Origin of the sequence: Streptomyces sp. NPDC127100 (assembly GCF_042724095.1) — a bacterium.
GTDB lineage: Bacteria > Actinomycetota > Actinomycetes > Streptomycetales > Streptomycetaceae > Streptomyces.
In genome coordinates, this window is sequence record NZ_JBHXFL010000019.1 from 109,770 (window position 1) to 117,772 (window position 8,003).

An 8,003-nucleotide genomic window follows, 5' to 3' on the forward strand; every position below is an offset into this window, starting at 1 on the left:
CGCGGTCAGCGACGCAGCGTGGCGGCCCAGTCCGCCGGGACCCGCTCCGCCGGGCCGGGCGCCGGCTGGTCGGCGGGGTGGCTCCCCGGTGCTGCGAGTGCCGGCCCCGAAGTCCGTACTTCCTCGGTCGCGTAGTCCCAGAACCAGTCCTCGCCGGGCTCGTAACTCTGCACCACGGGATGCCCGGTGTCCCGGTAGTGGCCGGTCGCGTGCTGTCCGGGCGAGCTGTCGCAGCAGCCGACGTGGCCGCAGGCCGCGCAGCGCCGCAGGTGGAACCACCAGCCGCCCGACGCGTCGCACTCGACGCAGCCGGTGCCGCTCGGCGGGACGGCGGGGTCGATTCCGGTGTCACTGGTCATGCGGGCTCCTCGGTCGGGTCGGATGGTGCCGCGGTGAGCGGAAGGAGCACCTGGAAACGGGTGTCGCCCGGCACGGAGTCGACCCGGAGGGTCCCGTGGTGCTTGTCGACCACGATCCGCCAGGAGATGTCCAGGCCGAGCCCGGTGCCCTCGCCCACCGGTTTGGTGGTGAAGAAGGGGTCGAAGATCCGCTCGCGGATCTCCGGGTCGATGCCGGTGCCGGTGTCGCGGAACTCCACCAGCAGCTGGTCGTGGTGGAGCGCGGTCCGCACGGTGAGCGAGCCGTCACCGCCCGCGTCGTTCACGGCGGCGACCGCGTTGTCGATCAGGTTGGTCCACACCTGGTTCAGTTCCGCCGGATACGCCGGGATGCGCGGCACCGTGCGGTCGTACTCCTTGACGACCCCGATCCGGGGGCCGATCTTGCCCGACAGCATCAGCAGCGTGCTGTCGAGGAGTTCATGGACGTCGACGTTCCGGTAGGGCGCCCGGTCGAGCTGCGCGTACTGCTTGGCCGCGTCCACGAGATGGGAGATGCGGGCGGTGGAGTCCGCGATCTCGTTCATCAGCAGCTCGGTCTCGACGGTGTAGTTGAGCCAGCCGATCGCTCCCGGCAGGATCTCCGCGTCCACGGCCGCCGCGACCTGGTCCAGCCACTCGGTGTCCAGCCCGGCCTGCACGAAGGTCGGCGCGAGCTGCCAGCCCCGCTCGATGCCGTGGTCCTCCAGCCAGTCGGAGAGGGCGTCCTCCCGGTCGGCGGCCTCCAGCGGGCTCAGCGAGGGCGCCTTCGCGACCCGCTCGGCCGTGCGTTCCTGTATCTCGACGAGACCGGCCAGCGCGTCCCGGGAGAACGGGCCCTCGGCGATCACGGCGAGCTTGTGCCGCATCTTCGCCACCCGCTCCCGCAGCGTCGACGTCGCGCGTACGGCCGCGGCCGCCGGGTTGTTGAGCTCGTGCGTGAGACCGGCGGACAGCGAACCCAGCGCGAGCAGCCGCTCCCGCTGGCCGATGGTCCGCTGGGTGTTCTTGGAGCCGAAGAACAGCCCCTCCAGCAGATGCACCGCCATGGGGAACCACTCCCGCATGACGGCCGCGAAGGTGTCCGCCGGCAGCACGAAGAACCGGGTCGGCTCGGTGACCCGCATGGAGTTGTTGTAGACCTGCGGCACCCGGTCGCCGACGTAGGCCTGCATCGCGCCCGCGTACACCCCGCGCTGCGAGGTGCGGTTGGTCTCCACGTCGTCCGCGCCGACCCGGCGGGAGAGCACGACCGTGCCCTCCAGCATCACGTAGAAGCAGGTCGCGGGCTCGCCCTCGGCGTAGACCGGGCCGGGTTCGAACAGCTCCACCCGGCCCTCGGCGCACAGCCGGCCCAACTGGTCGGGGGAGAGCTTCTCGAAGAGGAACAGCCGCCCGATCTCCGCGGGGCTGCACGGCACCGGCCGCCCGCTCACGACTGCTCCAGGTAACGGTGCACCAGCATCACGGCCATGGCTCCCTCTCCGACGGCGGACGCGACCCGCTTCGCGGACTCCGCGCGGGCGTCGCCCGCCACGAACACGCCCGGGACGCTGGTCTCCAGGTGGTACGGCGGCCGGTCCAGCTCCCAGTCCGCCGGCGGCCGCCCGTCGGGCGTCAGGTCGGGTCCGGCGAGGATGAACCCGCGCGCGTCCCGCAGCACCGTGCCGTCCAGCCAGTCGGTCAGCGGAGCCGCGCCGATGAACACGAACAGCCACTGGGCGTCGACGAGTTCGGTACTCCCGCTCTCCGCGTCGCGCAACGTCAGCCGCTCCAGGTGCCCGTCACCGTGCGCGCTCTCGACCACCGTGCCGCAGCGCACGTGGATGTTGGGCGTCTCCTCGATCTGCTGGATCAGGTAGTGCGACATCGACGCCGCCAGGGAGCCGCCGCGCACCAGCAGTGTCACCGACTTGGCCCCCCGGGACAGGTACATCGCCGCCTGCCCGGCCGAGTTGGCGCCGCCCACGATGTACACGTCGTGGTCCTGGCAGGCCGCGGCCTCGGTCAGTGCCGAGCCGTAGAACACCCCGCAGCCGGTCAGTTCCTCCGTGCCGGGGGCGGGGAGCTGGCGGTAGGAGACGCCGGTCGCCAGGATCACGCTGTGCGCGGCGATCGCCGAACCGTCCGAGAACCGCACGATCCGCGCCGCCCCGTTGGCCTCGAGTCCCGTCACCTCCCGCGCGGTGAGTATCTCGGCGCCGAACTTCGCCGCCTGCCGCCGGGCCCGCTCGGTGAGCTGCCCGCCGGACACGCCGTCCGGGAAGCCGAGGTAGTTCTCGATCCGGGAGCTCTGCCCGGCCTGCCCACCGGTCGCCGACCGCTCCACCAGCACCGTCCGCAGCCCTTCGGACGCCCCGTACACCGCCGCCCCGAGCCCGGCCGGCCCGCCGCCGACCACCACCAGGTCGTAGAACTCGGCCGCCGGTGTCGTCGCCAGCCCCACCCGGGAGGCGAGGTCCGCCGCCTCCGGCTCCACGAGCGGCGTCCCGTCCGGCGTGACCACCACCGGCAGCCGCTGTCCGTCCTGCCCGGCCGCCGACAGCAGCCGCCGCCCCTCGGGCTCGTCGGCGGAGTACCAGCGGTAGGGCACCTGGTTGCGGGCCAGGAACTCCCGGACCTCCGAGGAGCGCGCCGACCAGCGGTGTCCGACGACCTTGGTGCTCGGCACCGGCCGGTGGTCGCCGGCGCGCCACGCCACCAGCAGGTCGTCCAGCACCGGGTAGAGCTTCTCCTCCGGGGGATCCCACGGCTTGAGCAGATAGTGGTCCAGGTCGACGACGTTGATCGCGTCGATGGCCGCGTTCGTGTCGGCGTACGCGGTCAGCAGCACCCGCCGGGCTCCCGGGTACACGTCGCAGGCCTGCTCGAGGAACTCGATGCCGTTCATCCGCGGCATCCGGTAGTCGGCGAGGATCACGGCCACCAGGTCACCGCGGAGCTTGAGTTCGCGCAGCGCCTCCAGCGCCGACTCGCCGGACTCCGCGCGCACGATCCGGTACGACGCGCCGTAGCGCCGTCGCAGGTCACGGGCGACGGCACGGGAGACCCCCGGATCGTCGTCCACGGTCATGATGACGGTCCGCGTCGCCCCGTCGGCCTGTGCCATACGTCCCCCACGTCGAACGGCCGGATTCACGGCACGGCGTCCCCGTCACCGCACCGGCCTGTGACCCATCGTATGGTCGTTCGCCCCGCACCGCTCGGGCCGGCGAGGGCCGCCGTGCCCGCCCGGTACCCGCTCCCACCGGGACATCGGGTGCGCACGGTAGGGAAGACTGGGCGCCATGGACGTGACCGCGACACAGGGAGGGGCCCGTATGACGCGCCCGATCACGGCAGGGGTGGACGGAACCGAGGAGAGCCTGGCCGCACTGGCCTGGGCCGCCAGGGAGGCGGTCCGCCGGGAGACCGCGCTGCACGTCGTGCACGCCTGGCGGGCCGAGCCGGACTCGGCGGGCGCCGGGGACCGCGGGGCCCAGGAGCGATGGGTCCGGGACGCGGTCGCCGAGTCGGTCCGCACCGTCACCGGGCGGCACCCCGGCCTCGCCGTGTCCACGGACGTCACCGAGGCCGACGACGCCGTCGCCGTGCTGCTCGCCGCCGCGGCCGACGCCCGGACGCTGGTGCTGGGCTCGCGCGGCCACGGAGCGGTCGTCGGCTTCCTGCTCGGCTCGGTCGGTCAGCAGGTGATCGCCGAGGCGCCCCGGCCCGTCGTCCTGGTGCGGGCCGGGGACGAGGCGGCGGCGGAGGCCGCGGGCCGCGAGGTCGTCGTGGGCCAGCAGGGCGATCCGGAGGACAGCGCCGACGTGATGGGGTTCGCCTTCGAGGCGGCCGCCGCGCGCGGCGCCACCCTGCGTGCCGTGCGGGCCTGGACCCTGCCGACGGTGTTCACCTACAGCCCGGGGTCGATGCGGCTCGCCGACGAGGCCGGCGGTCTGGAGCAGTACGAGAAGAAGGCCCTCGGTGAGGCGCTCGGGCCGTGGCGCGAGCGCTTCCCCGACGTCCGGGTGGTCGAGCACGTCGAGATGGGCAGCGCCGGGCAGGTGCTGCTGGAGGCGGCCGCGCACGCCCAGCTGACGGTCGTCGGCCGCCGCGCCCGGCGCACGGCCGTCGGGGCCCGCATCGGTTCGGTGGCGCACGGCGTACTGCACCACGCGGCCTGCCCGGTGGCGGTGGTCCCGCACGCCTGAGCCGTGCCCGGGGCGCCTCAGTCCGAGGTGGGCTGGAGCGTCTCCCGGGCCTTCGGCAGGATGTTCGTGAGGTAGTCCCGGACGGCGGTGTCCAGGCCGATGTCGTGCTGGGCCCGCTCGGACAGGTACCACCGGTGCTCCAGCAGCTCGTGGTAGATCTCGGCCGGGTCCATGGCGCCCCGCAGCTCCACCGGCACCGCCCGCACGGTCGGCCGGAACACCTCCCGCACCCAGCGGTGGGCGAGCACCTCCGGGCGGGCGCCCAGCGGATCGTCCGGGGCGTAGTCGTCCTGGGTGGCCATCCAGCTCTCCAGGTCGTTGAGCAGCCGGCGGGCCTGGTTCTCCTCGGCGTCCAGGCCCGTCAGGCGCAGCAGCTGGCGCTGGTGGTGGCCGGCGTCGACGACCTTGGGCACGAAGGTGACGGTGTCGCCGTTGGAGGCGTGCTCGATCTGCATCTCGGCCACGTCGAAGCCGAGGTCGTTGAGCCGCCGGATCCGGCGCTCGATGTAGTGGTGCTTGCCCGCCGGGTAGACGGAGGTGCGGGTCAGCTCCTCCCACAGGCGCCCGTAGCGCGCGCAGATCTCCCTGCCGAAGTCCACCGGGTCGACGGACGGGTGCAGCGCGCCGGACGCCTCCAGGTCGAGCAGCTCGCCGCTGATGTTCACCCGGGCCAGGTCGAGGTCGTAGTCGCGCTGCCCGTCGCTCAGCCGCGGGTGCAGCTCGCCGGTCTCGGCGTCCACCAGGTAGGCGGCGTAGGCGCCCGCGTCGCGCCGGAAGAGCGTGTTGGACAGCGAGCAGTCGCCCCAGGCGAACCCGGCCAGGTGCAGCCGGACCAGCAGGACGGCGAGGGCGTCCATCAGCCGGTGCATGGTGGCCGGGCGCAGCGTCGTCTCGAACATCGACCGGTACGGCATGGACCCGCCGAGGTGCCGGGTGATCAGCACCGGTTCGAGCGCATCGCCGGCCTCGTCGGTGCGGCCGGTGACCACGCCCAGCGCGTCCACCGCGGGAATGCCGAGCCGGTCCAGGTCGCGCAGCAGCTCGTACTCGCGCAGCGCGGGCCGCTCGGCGAGCTCCTTGACGGCGATCACCTCGTCGCCGGCCCGGGCGTAGCGGACGACGTGGCGGGAGATGCCGCGCGGGAGCGGCACGAGGTACTCCTCGGGCCACTCCTCCAGGGGCAGCTGCCACGGCAGTTCGAGCAGGAGCGCCGGGTGCTCCGGATTGGTGGCACTGATCTGCAGGGACATGGGCCCGACTCTAGAACGTCCGTTCCCGGGCCAGTCGCGCGGCGTCCTTCACCGGGCCCCGGTGGACGGGACCGTGTCCGGGGAGCAGCACGTCGCCGTCGAGCCGCGCGAGGACGTCGAGCGAGGCCACCGTGCGGTCCCGCTCGTGGTGGAACATGCCGGGCAGCAGCTGGGGCCCCTTGATCCGCGAGGTGGGGTGCCCGCTGACCAGGGCGTCGCCGGAGATCACCACCCCGGCGTCCGGCAGGTGGTAGGCGCAGTGCCCGTCGGTGTGCCCGGGGGTGTGCACCGGCACGGGCCGGCCCGGCAGGTCGAGCGGGCCGTCCGAGGGGAAGGGGGCGGGGGCGGTCACCGGGTGCCGTTGCGTGCCGCCGGAACGGAGCACGTGCACCATCCAGGGCAGCACACCCGGCCGCCAGCTGTTGCGCAGCACCTCGCCGACGGACACCTGGTGGAGGAAGTCCCGTCGGGCGTGCGGCACCTCGGCCTCGTGGAGGAGGACGGGGATGCCGTGGGCGGCGCGCAGGTACTCGGCCGAGCCCAGGTGGTCGTTGTGGGCGTGGGTGACGAGGACGGCCGTGACCGCTTCGGGTGAACGCCCGATCGCCGTGAGGGAGTCGAGCAGGAGCCGCCGGTCGCCGGGGTAGCCGGTGTCGATCAGGGTCAGCGCGTCGCCCTCGGTGAGGACGACCCAGTTGGTGTCGCTCCCGTGCACCAGGTAGGTGCCGTCCGCGACGTGCCGCACGTCAGCGCGCATCAGTGTCCCCGCATTCCCAGGTGGCCGGCCGACGGGCACAGCCAAGCAGACGGGGAGGCCCCACGGGCCGAGCGACGCTCAGCGCACCCCGTGCGGACGGAACTGGACACTGATGCGCGGGCCCGCGGCGCGGGTGCTCTTGGGGACGCAGTGCTCCCAGGTGCGCTGGCAGGAGCCGCCCATCACGATCAGGTCGCCGTGGCCCAGCGGGCGTCGCACGGTCTCGCCGCCTCCGCCCGCCGGGCGCAGCAGCAGGTCGCGGGGCGCGCCCACGGAGAGGATGGCGACCATCGTGTCCCGGCGCGCGCCCCGGCCGATCCGGTCGCCGTGCCAGGCGACGCTGTCCCGGCCGTCGCGGTACTGGCACAGCCCGGCGGTCGTGAACGGCTCGCCCAGCTCCTCGGCGTAGTGGGCGGACAGGGCGTCACGGGCCTCGTCCAGCAGCGGGTGCGGCAGCGGCTCGTCCGCACCGTAGAACGCGAGCAGCCGGGGCACGTCGACCACCTGGTCGTACATGGCACGCCGCTCCGCGCGCCACGGCACGTCGGCGGCCAGCCGCTCGAACAGTGCGTCGGCCCCGCTCAGCCACCCGGGGAGCACGTCGATCCACGCGCCGGAGCCCAGCAGGGTGCGGCGCACCCCCGCGAGGGAACCGAGCCGGACCTCGTCCGTCTGGTCGAAGAGGGAGCCCTGGAGGTGCCTGGTCATGGGACCAGCGTACCGCCTATTCGAAAATACGTTCTATGTGGGAGGTGTTCCGGGGCGGGGCGCGCCCGGGTGCCCGGTGCCCCGGTCGCCGCGGCCGGGCCGGCGTGACCGCTTACCGCCAGGGTTTACCGCCGGCTACCGCGCTGGTGTGACGCCTGCGGAGCGGCCCGGGGCTAGGTTCTGTGGTCGCCGGGGCGGTGCGGTGTCCGACGCACCCGCCGGTGAGCCCGGTCGACCACCGGGCGTCCCGACACCCGTTCACCAGGGGGATCGCATGACTCGCATGTTCGGAAACAGTCCGGGCCCGCGTCGCGTCGTGATGACGGCCGCGCTGCTCTCCGTGCTGGCCGGTCCGGCCGCCGCGGCGCAGGCCGTGGCCACCGAGCGGCCGGCCGCCGTCACGGCCACCGCGTCCGCCGAGTACTGCGGGTACGACAACCGCAGGACGCCGCCGACCATCTCCTACGGATCGAAGGGCAACACCGTGCGTGAGCCCAGTGCCTGCTGCGGGACTGGGACTACTACCTGGGTCCGAACGGCGTCGACGGCGACTTCGGCACCTACACCAGGAGCGCCGTCCGGCAGTTCCAGAAGGAGTTCGGTGTACCGGGCGGGGTCGACGGCATCGTCGGCCCGAAGACCTGGGACGCCCTGCGCACGTACATCCGCCCGTAACGGACGCCCTCGGCGCGCGGCTGCGCGGCACGGCCCGCGAGGC

The 8,003-nt window shown here is 73.5% G+C and carries 8 protein-coding genes; 2 read left to right on the top strand and 6 right to left on the bottom strand.

What is annotated here, in order from left to right:
• Positions 1-5: 5 nt before the first annotated feature.
• The 3 genes from ACFWJB_RS19390 to ACFWJB_RS19400 are packed head-to-tail and all read right to left on the bottom strand — an operon-like array spanning position 6 to position 3,486.
• Entirely contained in the window at positions 6-359 is a 354-nt protein-coding gene (locus ACFWJB_RS19390) for a UBP-type zinc finger domain-containing protein (protein WP_385471136.1), read from the bottom strand.
• Positions 356-1,813 carry an ATP-binding protein gene (locus ACFWJB_RS19395; RefSeq protein ID WP_386923569.1) on the bottom strand — a complete coding sequence of 486 codons (1,458 nt, stop codon included), beginning with the start codon at positions 1,811-1,813 and terminating at the stop codon, positions 356-358. The genes ACFWJB_RS19390 and ACFWJB_RS19395 overlap by 4 nt, the downstream gene beginning before the upstream one ends.
• Positions 1,810-3,486: an FAD-dependent oxidoreductase gene (locus ACFWJB_RS19400; protein ID WP_386923571.1), complete on the bottom strand. Its 1,677-nt coding sequence runs from the start codon at positions 3,484-3,486 to the stop codon at positions 1,810-1,812. Before ACFWJB_RS19400 ends, ACFWJB_RS19395 begins: the two co-directional genes overlap by 4 nt.
• Positions 3,487-3,697: 211 nt before the next feature.
• Here ACFWJB_RS19400 and ACFWJB_RS19405 point away from each other — a divergent pair, with 211 nt between their 5' ends.
• Positions 3,698-4,570: a universal stress protein gene (locus tag ACFWJB_RS19405; protein WP_386923573.1), complete on the top strand. Its 873-nt coding sequence runs from the start codon at positions 3,698-3,700 to the stop codon at positions 4,568-4,570.
• 17 nt (positions 4,571-4,587) lie between these two features.
• Here the strand turns inward: ACFWJB_RS19405 and ACFWJB_RS19410 are convergent, their stop codons facing one another.
• From ACFWJB_RS19410 to ACFWJB_RS19420, 3 genes are all read right to left on the bottom strand, one after another.
• Positions 4,588-5,820 carry a DUF4032 domain-containing protein gene (locus ACFWJB_RS19410; RefSeq protein WP_385471129.1) on the bottom strand — a complete coding sequence of 411 codons (1,233 nt, stop codon included), beginning with the start codon at positions 5,818-5,820 and terminating at the stop codon, positions 4,588-4,590.
• Between the two features lie 10 nt (positions 5,821-5,830).
• Entirely contained in the window at positions 5,831-6,577 is a 747-nt protein-coding gene (locus ACFWJB_RS19415) for an MBL fold metallo-hydrolase (protein ID WP_385471127.1), read from the bottom strand.
• 78 nt (positions 6,578-6,655) lie between these two features.
• The gene (locus ACFWJB_RS19420) at positions 6,656-7,285 is read right to left on the bottom strand and encodes an alpha-ketoglutarate-dependent dioxygenase AlkB (protein WP_386923576.1); all 630 of its coding nucleotides are present in this window, start codon (positions 7,283-7,285) and stop codon (positions 6,656-6,658) included.
• Positions 7,286-7,810: 525 nt separating this feature from the next.
• Between ACFWJB_RS19420 and ACFWJB_RS19425 the strand changes: the two genes are divergently transcribed.
• Positions 7,811-7,960, top strand: coding sequence for a peptidoglycan-binding protein (locus ACFWJB_RS19425; protein WP_386923587.1), 150 nt, complete (start codon positions 7,811-7,813; stop codon positions 7,958-7,960).
• The last annotated feature ends 43 nt before the right edge of the window (positions 7,961-8,003 follow it).